This is a genomic window from Pantoea sp. CFCC18177, from assembly GCF_059412425.1.
In genome coordinates this window covers 76,673-90,598 of record NZ_JBNBPL010000025.1, presented here as the reverse complement: position 1 = coordinate 90,598, position 13,926 = coordinate 76,673, and the positions used below count along the sequence as shown (strand labels likewise).

The 13,926-nt window shown below is 57.8% G+C and carries 12 protein-coding genes; 4 read left to right on the top strand and 8 right to left on the bottom strand.

The window, feature by feature from the left end; genetic code table 11:
* Positions 1-203: 203 nt before the first annotated feature.
* The 7 genes from ACPUC8_RS21025 to hutI all read right to left on the bottom strand — a co-directional run bounded on the left by ACPUC8_RS21025 (position 204) and on the right by hutI (position 7,496).
* Positions 204-1,682, bottom strand: a complete 1,479-nt coding sequence (locus ACPUC8_RS21025) for an HAL/PAL/TAL family ammonia-lyase (RefSeq protein ID WP_494927258.1) — start codon at positions 1,680-1,682, stop codon at positions 204-206.
* On the bottom strand, positions 1,679-2,479 hold the full coding sequence (locus ACPUC8_RS21020) for an ABC transporter ATP-binding protein (protein WP_494927257.1): 801 nt from the start codon (positions 2,477-2,479) through the stop codon (positions 1,679-1,681). Before ACPUC8_RS21020 ends, ACPUC8_RS21025 begins: the two co-directional genes overlap by 4 nt.
* 1 nt (position 2,480) lies before the next feature.
* Positions 2,481-3,209: an ABC transporter permease gene (locus tag ACPUC8_RS21015; RefSeq protein WP_058972307.1), complete on the bottom strand. Its 729-nt coding sequence runs from the start codon at positions 3,207-3,209 to the stop codon at positions 2,481-2,483.
* Positions 3,210-3,220: 11 nt separating this feature from the next.
* A complete protein-coding gene (locus tag ACPUC8_RS21010; protein ID WP_039336715.1) occupies positions 3,221-3,940 on the bottom strand; it encodes an ABC transporter permease in 720 nt (239 codons plus the stop codon).
* A gap of 12 nt (positions 3,941-3,952) precedes the next feature.
* Positions 3,953-4,804, bottom strand: coding sequence for a transporter substrate-binding domain-containing protein (locus ACPUC8_RS21005; RefSeq protein WP_494927256.1), 852 nt, complete (start codon positions 4,802-4,804; stop codon positions 3,953-3,955).
* A gap of 686 nt (positions 4,805-5,490) precedes the next feature.
* Positions 5,491-6,282, bottom strand: a complete 792-nt coding sequence (gene hutG, locus ACPUC8_RS21000; RefSeq protein WP_494927255.1) for an N-formylglutamate deformylase — start codon at positions 6,280-6,282, stop codon at positions 5,491-5,493.
* Positions 6,279-7,496 (bottom strand): imidazolonepropionase, encoded by a 1,218-nt coding sequence (gene hutI / locus ACPUC8_RS20995; RefSeq protein WP_494927254.1) that lies wholly within the window; start codon positions 7,494-7,496, stop codon positions 6,279-6,281. Before hutI ends, hutG begins: the two co-directional genes overlap by 4 nt.
* Before the next feature lie 85 nt (positions 7,497-7,581).
* Between hutI and ACPUC8_RS20990 the strand changes: the two genes are divergently transcribed.
* Together ACPUC8_RS20990 and ACPUC8_RS20985 are read left to right on the top strand one after the other, a co-directional pair.
* Positions 7,582-8,937, top strand: coding sequence for a formimidoylglutamate deiminase (locus ACPUC8_RS20990; RefSeq protein ID WP_494927253.1), 1,356 nt, complete (start codon positions 7,582-7,584; stop codon positions 8,935-8,937).
* A complete protein-coding gene (locus ACPUC8_RS20985) occupies positions 8,934-9,473 on the top strand; it encodes a HutD/Ves family protein (RefSeq protein ID WP_494927252.1) in 540 nt (179 codons plus the stop codon). Before ACPUC8_RS20990 ends, ACPUC8_RS20985 begins: the two co-directional genes overlap by 4 nt.
* Here the strand turns inward: ACPUC8_RS20985 and hutC are convergent.
* Positions 9,457-10,212, bottom strand: coding sequence for a histidine utilization transcriptional repressor HutC (gene hutC, locus ACPUC8_RS20980; protein ID WP_039329607.1), 756 nt, complete (start codon positions 10,210-10,212; stop codon positions 9,457-9,459). The genes ACPUC8_RS20985 and hutC overlap by 17 nt on opposite strands.
* Before the next feature lie 319 nt (positions 10,213-10,531).
* On the opposite strand from hutC, the gene hutH reads away from it, so the two are divergent.
* Positions 10,532-12,085 carry a histidine ammonia-lyase gene (gene hutH, locus ACPUC8_RS20975; protein ID WP_494927251.1) on the top strand — a complete coding sequence of 518 codons (1,554 nt, stop codon included), beginning with the start codon at positions 10,532-10,534 and terminating at the stop codon, positions 12,083-12,085.
* Between the two features lie 10 nt (positions 12,086-12,095).
* Positions 12,096-13,781: a urocanate hydratase gene (hutU, locus tag ACPUC8_RS20970; protein ID WP_494927250.1), complete on the top strand. Its 1,686-nt coding sequence runs from the start codon at positions 12,096-12,098 to the stop codon at positions 13,779-13,781.
* The last annotated feature ends 145 nt before the right edge of the window (positions 13,782-13,926 follow it).

Genomic DNA, 13,926 nt, shown 5'->3' with positions numbered 1-13,926 from the left:
ATAGTGAGTCTCCTCTGCTATGCCAATTTATAACTGTTACCCATGTGCCCGGTCTAAAGTGTTACCTATGTGCCCGGTTTGCACCTCAATGCGCACCCTACGAATACCGCAAAAGATATTCGTAGGGTTGCCATTTATGGCGACCTAAGCGCGCGTAACTGCCAGCCTTTCGCGATAAATCCCGCCCGCCAAACATGATGTATTTATTGCGTCTTCATCACCTCAACCGCCCGCGCAATCTCGGGTGCCAGCCAGCGATCTTCCTGCCAGTTCGCCACCACGGCACGTAAGCGATGTAATGCCTGCTTTGTGCCCTGCGCGAGTGCCTCCTCACCGTGGAAGTCCAGCGCCTGCGCAGCCAGCAGGTATTCGATCGCCAGAATCTGCCAGACGTTACCCACCAGCTTCAGCAGCTTGAGCGCCGCGCCGGTGCCGAGGCTAAGATGATCCTCTTGCAAACCAGAGGTCACGAAATTATCCAGCACCGCCGGTTGCGCCAGCTGACGGTTTTCCGCACACAGGGAGGCCGCCACATACTGCGCAATCATCATGCCGGAATTTACCCCCGGTTGTGCCACCAGGAACGCAGGCAGACCACTGACCAACGGATTCACCAGTCGGTCCAACCGCCGCTCGGCAATACTTCCCACTTCCGCCATGGCGATGGCTAACAGATCTGCCGCCATCGCCACCGATTCACCGTGTGGGTTCGCCTGGGACACCACGCGCCAGTTATCCACCGTGCCCAGCACCAGCGGATTATCGGTGCAGGCATTTAATTCGGTATTCACCTGACGCGCGGCATGATCGAACTGATCGCGGCTGGCACCGTGCACCTGCGGCATCGAGCGCAGGCTCAGTGCATCTTGGGTGCGGACCCCGACACTCTTTGCCAGCAATGGGCTGTCGCTTAACAACAGGCGTAACCGCTGGCCGCTCACCTGCATTCCAGGGCTGGCTTTTAAGGCTATGACTTCGGCATCAAATGCCACCAACTGCCCACGCAGCGCCTCAAAGCTCATGGCGCCAGTGACGTCGGCCCAATCCAGCAAGCGCGCCGCATCGTCGAGCGCCAGGCAGGACAAACCGGTCATGCAGGGTGTGCCGTTGACCAGGCTCAAGCCCTCTTTCGCGCCCGGTCGATAAGGAGTGAGTCCTGCCTGAGCCAGCGCTTGTTCAGCGGGTATGATCTGATGCTGATACTCAACGTTGCCCACACCAATTAACGCTAGCCCGATGTGTGCCATATGGCTGAGATACCCCACCGATCCCTGAGAGGGCACCTGTGGCGTAATCTGGTTGTTCAGTAACGCCAGCAGATGCTGCACCAACGCCACAGACACACCCGATTTACCATGGCTGTAGTTGGCAATCGCGGCACAGAGAATGGCACGCACCTGTTCGCGCGCCAGTAGCGGCCCGACACCACAAGCGTGGCTCAACAGTGTGTTGCGTGAAAGCTGGCTGAGTTGCGCTTCCGGCAAGGTGATATTGCACAGCGCGCCCAAACCGGTGTTGATGCCATAAGCAATGTGACCGCTGGCCACGATCTGTTCGACTATCTCGCGCCCCTGCGCAATGCGCTGCCAGGCACTGGCACTCAAGGTCAGTTCCGCGTCATGTCGAGCGACCTGCACCAGTTCCTGCCATGTCAACGGCGCGTCGCCCCATACGATGGTCATGCGGTTTGCTCCGTGTGGTGGCTTTGATGGCTGGAGATAAACTGCTTAAAGCGCTGCGATCCTTGTTCGCCAAACATCTCTTGCGGTGTACCCTGGCAATCAATGGTGCCCTGATGCATAAACACCACGCGATTGGAGACGTTGCGCGCAAACCCCATCTCGTGCGTCACCACCAACATGGTGCGGCCCTCCTCTGCCAGGCTGCGCATCACTTTCAGCACTTCGCCCACCAGTTCTGGATCCAGCGCCGAGGTCGGTTCATCAAACAGCATCACTTCCGGGTCCATCGCCAGGGCGCGGGCAATCGCAACACGCTGTTGCTGACCGCCTGAAAGCTGCGCCGGATAGAAGTCTTTACGATTGAGCAAGCCAACGCGATCCAGCAGCTGCTCCGCCTGCGCGATGCAGCTTTTTTTATCGCGCTTGAGCACATAGTGCGGCCCTTCAATGACGTTTTGCAGCACGGTCATATGTGACCACAGGTTAAAACTCTGGAACACCATGCCCAGGCGTGAGCGTAGGTGCTCAATCTGCTTCGGATTCGCCGCCAGTTGATGGCCACGCGCATGGCGCTTCATTTCAATGGTTTCGCCACCGACGCTGACGACACCCGCATCCGGCGTTTCCAGCAAATTGATGCAGCGCAGCAAGGTACTTTTGCCGGAACCACTGGCACCAAGAATCGAGATGACATCGCCTTGGTGCGCCTGCAGCGAAATGCCTTTTAATACTTCTATCGCGCCAAAGGATTTGTGGATATCTGTGGCGGTTAAGGTAACAGGTGATGTGGATTGCATCTTACTCTCCGGCAAGCGGTTTAACGGCGGGTAACGGCTTTTTTTCAACGCGATGCACCGGGGTTAAACGGCGTTCTAATAACGCGTAAAGCTGGACGATAATGAAATTGAGGATCAGGTAAATCGCCGCAGCACAGACAAACACTTCCATGGTGCGATAGGTGCGTTGAATGATCTGTTGCGCCACGCCGGTGACATCCCAAACGGTCACCAGACTGGCCAGTGCGGTGGATTTCACCAACAGAATGGCTTCGGTGGAATACGCTGGCAGTGCGTAGCGCAGCATAATGGGCGCGATAATGCGGCGCAGAAGCAACCAGCGCGACATGCCGCAGGCTAACCCGGCTTCGACTTGCCCCGGTGGCACCGCCAGCAATGCGCCGCGCAAGATTTCAGCAGTGTAAGCCGCCGTGCACAGTGACAGTGCCAGCACTGCGCAGATAAAGGGTTCGCGCAGGAAAGGCCAGACAAAGCTATGACGGATGACACCAAACTGGCCCAGTCCGTAGTAGATCAAAAACAGCTGGATCAGCAGCGGCGAGCCGCGGAACACCAGGATATAACCGCGAGCAAAGCCGCTCAGCACACGCCAGCGGCTCATGCGCAGCGTCAAAATACCCAGTGCCAGGATGCCGCCGCACAGGAAGGCACTGATAAACAGGCCCAGCGTCACCGGCAGCGCGGCGCTGAGTTTGAGGAAGGTATCCGTGAGAAAGGCGAAGTCGATCATGCTGCTGCTCCTTAATGCTGTGCCGCAGTGCGACTTTGCCAGGCGCGCCCCAGGCGTAACTCCGCCCGACGAAACGCATGATTAGATAGCAGTGTCAGCACCAGATAGCAGGCACCGCCAATCAGATAGAAGGTGAAGTAATCACGCGTGGACCCCGCTGCGACCTGGCTGGCACGCATCAGTTCGACAATGCCGGTCACCGACACCAGCGCCGAGTCTTTTAAGCTCATTTGCCAGACATTCGACATGCCCGGCAGCGCATAGCGCACTATCTGGGGTAACAGAATGCGCTGTGCGATGCGCCAGCGTGGCATCCCTATCGCCATCGCCGCTTCGATTTCGCCTTTAGCCAGCGCCAGACGCGCCGCGCGATACACTTCACCTTGATAAGATCCAGAGATGAGCCCAATCGCCAACGCACCAATCAGGAAGGGTGGCGCTTCGATGAAGCCGTCAGCGCCGAACATCTGCCCCACCAGCGTGATCAGGCCCGAACCACCAAAATAGAACAGGTAGATCACCAGCAGTTCTGGGATGCCGCGAAACACCGTTGAATAGGCTTCACCCAACCAGCGCAGCCAGCGCTGCGGCGACAGCTTGGCTGCCGCGACGCCTGAACCGACTACGGCACCAATCACCAGCGCGGACAGCGACAGCAGCAGCGTGGTGAAGGCGGCCCCCAGGATCAGGCGACCCCAACCATCAGCACCAAAACTCAGCAGGCTCATCATCTTTCACCTCACTTACGGCGTTACGTCAGTTTTAAACCACTTTTCACTCAGCTTTTTCACGGTGCCATCCGCCAGCGCGGCTTTGATCGCCTCGTCAAGTTTGGCTTTCAGATCGTTATCCGCCATGCGTACGCCCATGGCTTCACCTTCTCCCCAGATAGGGCCACCCAACTGCGGGCCGCTGAAGGTCAGGTTGCTGTTCTCCTTGCGTGCCAGCATCGACTGGGCAAAGGTGACGTCATCGAATACCGCATCAATACGGCCTGCCTGGAGATCGAGGATGGCATCGGCCGACGAGGTGTACTCACGCACGTCTGCAACATCTTTGAAGTATTTATCAATGAAGGGGGTGTAGACCGTGCCAGAGGCGATACCGATGGTTTTACCCTTAATTGCCGCTTTCAGCGGGGCAATCGCAGCGTTAATTTCTTTTTCATCATCATGCAGTTTGATGATGTTTTTATCCGCTGGCAGCAGTGGGCTGTCTTTGGTGGTGATGAAGGTGGCTGGCGTGGACGCATAGGGTACGGTGAAATTCACCACTTTTTTACGGTCTGGCGTGATGACAATCGCGTCCATAATCACGTCATATTTTCCGGCGTTAAGCCCGGCGATCATGCCATCCCAGTTTTGCACCACCAGTTTGCACTGGATGCCCATGCGTTTACACAGGTCTTCCATCAGTTCAGGTTCAAAGCCGCCTAACTTGCCGCCCGGCAGCGTCAGGTTCCAGGGTTCATAACTGCCTTCAGTGGCGATAGTGATGGATTTCCACTCTTTCGCCTGCACAGCAACACCGCTGATCAGCAGGCTGGCAAACAGGGTCGTGAGGCAAAAACGGCGAATTGGGGCGCGGTGCGTCATGCGGCTTCTCCTGGTCATTTATCGAATTGGCTGTCTCTGTTAGCTGATACAGCGCAGATGACATTTCATGTATATACAAGCTAGCGTGCGGCAGATCATTGTCGGCATGAGCTTTTTGTGAGCCAGCCAGAATAAAATTTGATATCAACCACGTGGTCTTTACTTGTACATACAACCTAGCAAGTGATGTGCCAGGTCGGCAGAAGCGGTTAAATCAGGGAATTGTCACGGAGGGGTTGTAACGTCGCACCATTTAGGGGCGTACAATGCACAATGTTGGGGATGAGGCGTCAGTGCTTCAGACAATGTGCCCTTTTTGACAGCACGCACTGAAGCTGATGAGCTGGCCGGGGTNTGCACAATGTTGGGGATGAGGCGTCAGTGCTTCAGACAATGTGCCCTTTTTGACAGCACGCACTGAAGCTGATGAGCTGGCCGGGGTCGCACCGGGGCTGGCATTCCGCAGCGCTGAGCTGAGCGAGTATGCCAGGAGAGCCCGCAGGACGCGGGCGAAAGGTGGCGCTGGAACATGGATGTTCCATCGGCACCGGTCCGTAAGGCAGACGAGTGAAGTGAAGGTACCGCGTAGCGGCGTGAGGACCGCCAGCTCCGGTGCGGCCCCAGACGGCGTTATCGTCAGCCGCTTAACTAGCAAGCATTGCGCCATTAATGGGGACCGCCATCATTCAAACCGGTTTTCCGGCCTCAAGAAATGCCTGAATAAACGGTTTCAACACCTTCTGCAACTGCGCAGCGCGCGCCTGTTGCCAGGCGAAAGGTGGCGTCTCGTCCATATAATTTAGCTGCGCCAGCTCCAACTGCACCGCTTGCACGCCCTGCTCCGGCTGACCATAGGCACGAGTAATGTAGCCACCTTTAAAGCGGCCATTCACCACCCAGCTGTAATCGGTTTGCGCGGCGCAGACGTTCTGAATCGCTTCAATCACCGCCGTGAAGCAACTCGCGCCCTCGTTGGTTCCGATGTTGATGTCAGGCAGTTGGCCGTCAAACAGACGCGGGATCACTGAGGCGATGGAGTGGGCATCGAACAACAGCGCATAGCCATGTACGGCTTTCAGCCGCGCCAGCTCTTGCTGAATCTGCTGGTGATAAGGCTGCCAGATGTTATCAAGATAGCCCTGACGTGCACTGGCACTCGGGGTTTTACCCTCGGCAAAGGTCAGGGTTCCGTCAAACAAGGTCTCAGGATAAAGCCCGGTGGTGGCAGTGGTGTAAAGCGGCTGGTTATCCGCTGGGCGATTAAGATCGATAACAAAGCGCGAGTAGTGGCCAATCAGCAAGCTGGCACCCAGATCGCGCACAAAATCATACAGCAACGGAATATGCCAGTCGGTATCCGGCAGACCGCGTGCCGCCTCGCTCAAGCCAGCGTCCACTTCCGGGGTTAATTGGGTACCCGCATGCGGAATACTGACCAGCAGCGGCAGCTTACCTGCAGTGAAATGAAAAGGGGTCATTGCGCTTCTCCACGATAAATAACCTGACACGGCAGTTCGCCGCCCAGCCAGTAAACCAGCTCTGCTGGACGAGCCAGCGGCCAGTGCACAAAATTCGCCACCTTGCCCGGCTCCAGTGAGCCGTGCGTATGCTGTAATCCCAGCGCTTTCGCCCCCCATAACGTCACGCCTGCCAACGCTTCCTCCGGGGTCAGGCCAAACAAGGTGCAGCCCATGTTCAACATCAAACGCAGTGAAAGCGCGGGAGAGGTGCCGGGGTTAGCATCGCTGGCCAGCGCCATCGGCACGCCATGTTTGCGGAACAGTTCCACCGGCGGGCGTTGCGTTTCACGCAGCAGATAAAAAGCGCCCGGCAGCAATACCGCCACCGTGCCATGCTGCGCCATCGCTTTAGCATCGTCTTCGGTAGCATACTCAAGATGATCGGCTGACAGCGCACCGTACTGTGCTGCGAGCGTGGCACCGCCAAGCGCAGAGAGCTGCTCGGCATGCAGTTTCACCGGCAAATCCAGTGCTTTGGCGGCATCAAACACCGCGCGGACCTGTTCAGGTGAAAATGCCAGATGTTCGCAGAAGGCATCGACCGCATCCGCCAGCCCCTCGGCCTTGACCTGCGGCAACAGGCTATTACAGATGATATCGATCCAGCCCTGCGGATGCTGTTTAAACTCCGGCGGAAAACCGTGGGCCGCCAGGCAGGTAGCGAGCACGTCAGCAGGCACCGTTTCTGCCAGCTCGCGGATGGCGCGCAGCAGGGTCAATTCACTGGTTTCATCGAGGCCGTAACCGGATTTGATCTCGACCGTGGTAACCCCTTCGGCCAGTAAACGATCGAGCCGCCAGCGCGCCGACGCCACCAGCTCAGCCTGCGTGGCCGCGCGCGTAGCACGCACCGTCGAGAGGATACCGCCACCCTGCGCGGCAATCTCGGCATAGCTGACGCCATTAAGGCGCTGTTCAAACTCCTGGCTGCGGTCGCCGCCAAATACCAGATGGGTATGGCAATCCACCAGCCCAGGCGTGATGATGCCGCCATCAAACTCATGCTGCTCACGTGGCGTAAAATCCGGTAACGCGCTGCGCGGACCTACCCAAATCAATTCACCGTTATCCACTGCCACGGCGCCGTCGGCAATCAGGTTATAGTGACCATCTCGCATCGTCACGATATCGGCCCCCAGCCACAGGCTGTCGATCTGCTTCGTTTCTGCCATCCCACACCCCTTCACGTCTGACGATTTACACTGCGCATTAAAGTATGTATATGTATATACAACTATCCACCCTTAAGGATCAACCATGGCCGTGTTTTTTGCCCCACGCGCGCTGCTGGCCGACGGCTGGCATGAAGACGTTATCATCACCACCGATGCCTCCGGGCAGATTACCGAACTCACGCCTAACAGCGCCTGCGGCAGTGCAACGCGCCTGGCGGGCCCGGTGATCCCGGCTATCGCTAACCTGCATTCACACGCCTTCCAGCGCGCCATGGCCGGGCTGGCAGAAGTGGCGGGCGACCCCCAGGACAGTTTCTGGACCTGGCGCGATCTGATGTATCGCATGGTGCAGCGCCTGTCACCCGAACAGGTGGGTGATATCGCCACGCACCTGTATATCGATATGCTGAAAGGCGGCTACAGCCAGGTGGCGGAGTTCCACTATTTGCATCACGATCCGCACGGGAAACCTTATGCCAATGATGCGATGCTCCAGCAACTGATCGCTGCAGCCGATACCGCCGGCATTGGTCAGACACTGCTGCCCGTGCTCTACAGTTACAGCGGCTTTGGTGCTCAGCCAGCCAGCGAAGGACAACGTCGCTTCATCCAGCAGACTGACGCCTATCTGCAACAGCAGCAACGCGTGGCACAGTGGAGCGCGCATAAGCCGCTACTTAATCATGGCATCTGTTTCCACTCGCTGCGCGCGGTGAGTGAAGCACAAATGCGTGATGTGCTCGCCGCCAGCCACGCAGAGGTGCCGGTGCATATTCACGTCGCAGAGCAGGAAAAAGAGGTCAATGACAGCCTGGCCTGGAGCGGTGAGCGCCCCGTTGCCTGGCTCTACAATCGCTTTGAGGTGGATAAACGTTGGTGCCTGATCCATGCCACGCACCTTGATGACAGTGAGATTCAGCGCATGGCGGCCAGCGGTGCCATCGCCGGATTATGCCCCACAACCGAAGCCAACCTCGGTGACGGTATTTTCCCCGCGGTGGAATACATCGCACGCGGCGGACGTTGGGGCATTGGCTCCGACAGCCATGTCTCGCTCAGCGCGTTAGAAGAGCTGCGCTGGCTGGAGTATGGTCAGCGTCTGCGCGACCGTCGCCGCAATCGCATCACCCTGCCGCATCAACCTTCGGTGGGCGATCTGCTCTGGCAACAGGCGGCGCAAGGCGGTGCCCAGGCATGCGCTATTGCCACCGGCGAACTGGCGGTGGGCAAACGCGCCGACTGGCTGGTACTGGATAACGATGCCTTCCTCAGCAGCGTCAACTCCGCCTCCCTGCTCAACCGCTGGTTGTTTGGTGGCACGCAGCGTCAGATTCGCGATGTGTTTGTCGCCGGAAACCAGGTGATCAGCGAAGGCCATCATCCCGCCGAAGACGCCGCGGCGGCACGCTTCGCTTTAGCCATGAGTGCACTGCAATGAGAACGCATTTTGATTATGGCCAGCTGCCGGTGAGCCGCTGGCGCAATGGCGGGGGAGAAACCCGTGAAATCGTGAGCTTCCCGCCAGGTGACGCACAATTTGGCTGGCGCGCCAGCATCGCCACCATTGACGCCGATGGCCCCTTCTCCCCTTTCCCCGGTGTTGACCGGGTGATCACGCTGCTGCACGGTGACAGTGTGCTGCTGCGCAGCGAGCAGGTGCAGCAGCGTTTGCTGCCGCATCAGCCATGGGCATTTCCTGGTGAATGGGCGATTAAGGCGCAGATCAGCGGAAGCTGTCAGGATTTCAACATCATGACGCGCCGCGACAGTTGGCTTTCTCAGGTTGAGGTGGTTCAGCAACCTGTTACCAGCAGGCATGGCGTCGCCTGGGTGTTGAACGGAGAGTGGCAAACCACAGACGGGGAGAGACTGACGGTGGATCAGGGCATGTGGTGGCTGGATGAAGAGACGACGCTGGCTCCGCTCTCGACGGAAGCCAGCCTGCTGTTTGTGGCGCTTAACCGTGTCCTCTGAAACGACCGAGTAACTTATAACGCGAGCCTGGGTAGAGCAGGCGCGCGTAAGTCACGATTTTATTGTCGCTCCAGGTTTGACGGCGGATCAACAAGCAAGGTTCATGTTCATCCAGCGCCAGATGCTTACGCTGGCGCAAATCCGGCAGCACCGCCTCGACAATATGCTCACCGGCGGTTAACGGCGCGACACGCATCAGATAGGTGTAAGGCGTGAGTTGATGGTAATCCTGGCTAAGGTAATCCGGTGCCACCAGCGGGTTAACCAGACGATCTTCCAGCTGAACCGGCAGCTCGTTTTCATAATGGACGATCAGCGAATGGTAAAGCGTTTGCCCGGTCGATAAGCCCAGCACCGCCGCCTGTTCAGGATCGGCCTTCATCTGACCGATGGATAAAATTTTGCAACTGTGACGATGGCCGCGCTGAGCAATTTCATCCGCAATATTGTGCACTTCCAGCATCGCGGTGTAGCCCTTCATCTCGGCGACGAAGGTGCCCACGCCCTGCATACGCACCAGAAACCCTTCACTGGTCAGTTCACGCAGCGCACGGTTGATGGTCATACGGCTGACGCCCAACTCATTGACCAGCTCGCTTTCGGATGGCACGCGCTGGTTGGCTTTCCAGTGGCCTTCACGGATCTGGCTGACGATCGCCTGTTTCACGCGTTGATAAATCGGTGCTGGCTCATCGCCCATCGCTGCGGCCAGCTGTGCTATTGCCGTTTGCTCCGCCATATCCTGTTCCTTTTCCGAATAATGCCCAAAGTTTACTGTCTCAGCACGTAAATGTATATACATCTAATCGTGCAGACAGCACGCCAACAGTGCAGCCCTCTCCCCTTTTCAGTGCAATGCGTTACCGGCTTAGCCAGCGGATGCGCATTGCGGCGCATTTCACAGAATCAGATCAATCTGGCATAGCGCTTGCTACTTGTATAGACAAGATTAGACACTTATGCTTCACTCACAGCATTCCATGGTCGTCCGGGCGATTTTATCGCGGTAGCAAAGCGACCGGACAGTGCCAGATCACTTGTATAGACAGGAGTAGACTATGTCAGGTTCGGTTCAGGAAATTCGCCTCGTTCCCGGTGAAGTGGACCTCGCCACCTTGCGAACCATTTATCAAAGCAAGGTGACGCTCACGTTAGCCGATGAGGCACGTGCGGCCATCTATCGCGCCAACGAAACCGTTGATGCCATCGTCGCATCGGGCAAAGTGGTGTATGGCATTAATACCGGCTTTGGCAAACTGGCACAGACGCAGATCCCCTCTGAGCGTCTGGCCGAACTGCAACGTAATCTGGTGTTATCCCACAGTGTCGGCCTGGGCGAATTACTGCCGGATAACGTGGCGCGTCTGGTGGTGGCCACCAAAATCATCAGCCTGGCGCGCGGCCATTCCGGCGTGCGTATCGAACTGATCGAGACGTTACTGGCGCTGTTCAATGCGGGCGTCATGCCTTGCATCCCAGAGAAAGGATCGGTCGGCGCATCGGGCGATTTAGCTCCGCTGGCCCACTTGTCACTGATGCTGCTGGGTGAAGGCCAGGTGCGTGTTGAGGGCAAACTGATCCCTGCGACAGAAGGTCTGGCGCGTGTCGGCCTGCAACCGATTGTGCTCGGACCCAAAGAGGGTCTGGCACTGCTTAACGGCACCCAGGTTTCCAACGCCCTGGCACTGCGCGGTCTGTTCGAAGCCGAAAACCTGTTTGCCGCAGGATTGATGGCAGGTGCACTCTCGCTGGAAGCCATCAAAGGCTCGGTGAAACCTTATGATGCGCGCATCCATCAGGCTCGCGGTCAATCAGGGCAAATCGCCGTGGCCGCTGCAGTCTCAACCCTGCTGGAAGGCAGCGAAATCCTCAGCTCGCATACCAATTGTGGGCGCGTACAAGACCCCTACTCTATTCGCTGCGTCCCTCAAGTGATGGGAGCCTGCCTGGATAACCTCAGCCACGCAGCACGCGTATTACAGATTGAAGCTAACGCCGCATCGGATAACCCGTTGGTGTTCAGTGACAGCGGCGATGTTATTTCTGGCGGCAACTTCCACGCAGAGCCAGTGGCCTTCGCCGCCGACATTATCGCGCTGGCGATTGCCGAAATCGGTGCCATCTCCGAGCGTCGGATGGCACTGCTGCTGGATACCGGTCTTTCAGGCTTGCCGCCATTCCTGGTGCGTGATGGCGGTGTCAACTCCGGCTTTATGATTGCACAGGTGACTGCGGCCGCACTGGCCTCGGAAAACAAATCCCTGGCGCATCCCGGCAGCGTTGACAGCCTGCCGACCTCTGCTAACCAGGAAGATCACGTCTCGATGGCGACTTATGCCGCTCGCCGCCTCGGCGATATGTGCTTCAACACTGCCGCCGTGGTGGGGATTGAAGCGATGGCTGCAGCACAGGGCATTGATTTCCACCGTCCGCTGCAAAGCTCTGCTGCGCTAGAGCAGGAGATGAGCCGAATTCGTGAAAACGTGGCCTTCCTCGATCACGACCGTTTAATGGCGCCGGATATCGAATCCATGCGCTTGTGGGCCAGCAGCCATGCCTGGCCTGAATCCCTTACTGCGCTGCTGCCAAGCCAGCGTTCTACTACCCATTAAGGAACCGATGATGAGCGAAACTTTGTCTCAGGCTGTAGCCCGTGAAATCCGTGCGCCGCGCGGTAATGAACTGCATTGTGCTAACTGGTTGATTGAAGCGGCTTACCGCATGATCCAGAACAACCTCGATCCTGATGTGGCAGAACGCCCGGAAGATCTGGTGGTGTACGGCGGTATCGGTAAAGCAGCCCGTAACTGGGAGTGCTTTGAGCAGATTTTGCGTTCGCTGAGCGCCCTACAGCCGGAAGAAACGTTATTGATCCAGTCCGGCAAACCGGTGGGCGTGTTCCGCACTCATGCGGATGCGCCGCGTGTGCTGCTGGCGAACTCCAACCTGGTGCCACACTGGGCCACCTGGGATCATTTCCACGAGTTGGATAAAGCCGGATTGATGATGTACGGCCAGATGACCGCAGGTTCATGGATCTACATCGGTGCGCAGGGCATTGTGCAGGGCACCTTTGAAACCTTCGCCGAAGCCGGTCGTCAGCACTACGACAGCGATCTGCGTGGCCGCTGGATCCTCACTGCCGGTTTGGGTGGCATGGGCGGCGCACAACCGCTGGCAGGCGTGCTGGCCGGTGCCAGCGTGTTGGCGATTGAGTGCCAGGAATCACGCATCGATTTCCGTCTGCGTACCCGTTACGTGGATCACAAAGCCTACACGCTGGACGAAGCGCTGGATCTGATTGAAAAAGCCACCAAAGCCAAACAGGCGATCTCCGTCGGCCTGTTAGGTAATGCCGCCGAGATCGTACCGGAACTGGTCAAACGCGCTAAAGCGGGTGGCATGAAGCCTGATATCGTGACGGACCAGACCTCTGCACACGATCCGATCAACGGATATCTGCCGATCGGTTGGGATATTGAGCGCTGGCAGGCCGAGCGCGCCAGCAACCCGAAAGCGGTGGAACAAGCGGCACGCGCCTCAATGGCCGTGCACGTGCAGGCGATGCTGGATTTCCACCACATGGGCGTGCCCACCGTGGATTATGGCAATAACATTCGTCAGGTGGCGCTGGATGAGGGTGTGAAAAACGCCTTCGATTTCCCAGGCTTTGTCCCGGCCTATATTCGTCCGCTGTTCTGCGAAGGCAAAGGCCCGTTCCGTTGGGTAGCGTTGTCAGGTGACCCGGAAGATATTTACAAAACCGATGCCAAGCTGAAAGAGCTGTTCCCGGACCATAAGAACCTGCACCGCTGGCTCGACATGGCGCAGGAGCGCATCGCCTTCCAGGGCTTGCCAGCGCGCATTTGCTGGTTGGGCCTCGGCGAGCGCCATAAAGCCGCGCTGGCGTTTAACGAAATGGTACGCAATGGCGAGCTGAAAGCCCCTATCGTGATTGGTCGTGACCATCTGGATTGCGGTTCGGTGGCCTCACCTAACCGTGAAACCGAAGCGATGAAGGATGGCTCTGATGCCGTGTCCGACTGGCCGCTGCTCAATGCCCTGCTGAACACCGCAGGCGGCGCGACCTGGGTGAGCCTGCACCACGGCGGTGGCGTAGGAATGGGCTTCTCGCAGCACTCTGGCGTGGTGATTGTCTGCGACGGCACCGCCGAAGCCGATGCGCGCCTGAGCCGTGTGCTGTGGAACGACCCGGCAACGGGCGTAATGCGCCATGCGGATGCTGGCTACGAGCTGGCACAGAGCTGTGCGAAAAAACATGATTTGAATTTGCCAATGCAGAAATAGATCTAACGGTGCGCAGCAATGCGCACCCTGACCTGATAACCGTCGCGGCGCGATTTATCGCATCGCGACGGTTAAAATCACTCTGCGACTCATCGTATATTCCATTCCGCTATACCCTATAGCCAAATTATTCCGTTCCGCGATA